Origin of the sequence: Streptomyces sp. H39-C1, assembly GCF_027158125.1 — a bacterium.
GTDB classification, from domain to species: domain Bacteria; phylum Actinomycetota; class Actinomycetes; order Streptomycetales; family Streptomycetaceae; genus Actinacidiphila; species Actinacidiphila fildesensis.
Genome location: NZ_JAPVLS010000260.1, coordinates 1 through 1,387, shown reverse-complemented (window position 1 = coordinate 1,387; position 1,387 = coordinate 1). Strand labels below are relative to the sequence as shown.

Here is a 1,387-nt window from a genome sequence, read left to right as displayed (position 1 = left end):
TACTGCAACCGCATGTGGGGGTGGTGGCCTCGGCGTTGGTAGTGGCATCTGCGGGCGCGGGCTTGGCTGCGGCGTCGGAAGCGTGACCAGTGCAGATGATGGTCGTTGTCCAGGTGTCGGGGCGTGAAGACGAGGTGCCCGATCATCCGGCGGATCTCGGGGACGCTGAGAGGTATGAGGTCGTGCTCGTCGCCGGCGCTGCCCCTTTTGTGGTTTCTGTGGCGCGGATGGCGGTCAGGTAGGCGAGCGCGGCCATCGCCAGGGTGATGTGCCGGTACCAGGCCCGGAACAGCCGTACCTGGTAGTGGTCCAGGCCGCATTCGCCCTTCGCGATCTGGAAGCATTCCTCCACCTGCCAGCGCGCGCCGGCCGTGATGACCAGGTCCTTCAACCGGGTCGCGGCGGGCCCGTAACAGATGTAGTAGGCGATCTTGGTCGGATCGGTCGGACTGCGGCGGGCCAGCACCCAGTGTCCGAACCCATCAGCCCAGTCGGGCCGGATCGCGATGCGGGCCCAGTGGTAGATCCTCTGGCCGTGGGCGCCGGCCCCGGCCGAGATCCGCTTCCACCCCTGCGCGGGCAGCGCGGCCACCAGATCATCGACCCGCACTTGCCAGCCGTCGGTCGTGGTCACGGTGTCGTTGAGCTTGGTGGCCAGCACATGCGCCACCTTGCGTTCCTCCAGCCACATCCTGAAGTCCTTGACCTGCCCGTATGCCTCGTCCGCGGTGACCCAGGCGAAGGGCACCGCCGCATCGATGGCACGTTGGAGCATCCACTTGAGGTGCTCGGTCTTCGTGGCGAACGGCACCTCGTCGCCGATCCCGGCCGCCCGGCACCGTGCCCGGTCGCCCGTCCAGGACTGCGGAACATAAAGCTCCCGGTCGATCAACGCCCGCCCCCTGGCTGAGGCGTAGGCCAAAAACGTCCCGATCTGGCAATTTTCGGTGCGGCCCGCGGTGCCGGAGTATTGCCGCTGCACGCCCGCTGACCTGGTGCCTTTCTTCAGGAAGCCGGTGTCGTCACCGATCAGCACCCCGTCCGGGGACCCGATGCTCTCCACGACGAAGTCCCGCACGTCATCACGGACCGCGTCCTGGTCCCACTCGGAGTGATTCAACAGACGCTGCACACCGTCGGGGCGCAGCTGGCCGACCTGCTCGGCCAGCGTCCACCCATTCTTCTTCTCCAACGGAGCCAGCAAGCCCATCAGATAGTCCAAAGCCCGCTCACGCGGCTCCGACCTGCCAAAACGCCCTGCGAACCGGGCATGCAACTCTTCTACGCCCTCGGACCACGACTCGACCTGCTCCACCGTCAACGATTCGTCACACAGTCGGACCAACGAGCCACACCGCCAACAGTCACACCACATGCGGTTGCAGTA

General features: G+C 66.3%; 1 protein-coding gene. It reads right to left on the bottom strand.

The window, feature by feature from the left end:
- Positions 1-142: 142 nt before the first annotated feature.
- On the bottom strand, positions 143-1,315 hold the full coding sequence (locus tag O3W51_RS48085) for an IS701 family transposase (RefSeq protein WP_198359607.1): 1,173 nt from the start codon (positions 1,313-1,315) through the stop codon (positions 143-145).
- Positions 1,316-1,387: the final 72 nt, after the last annotated feature.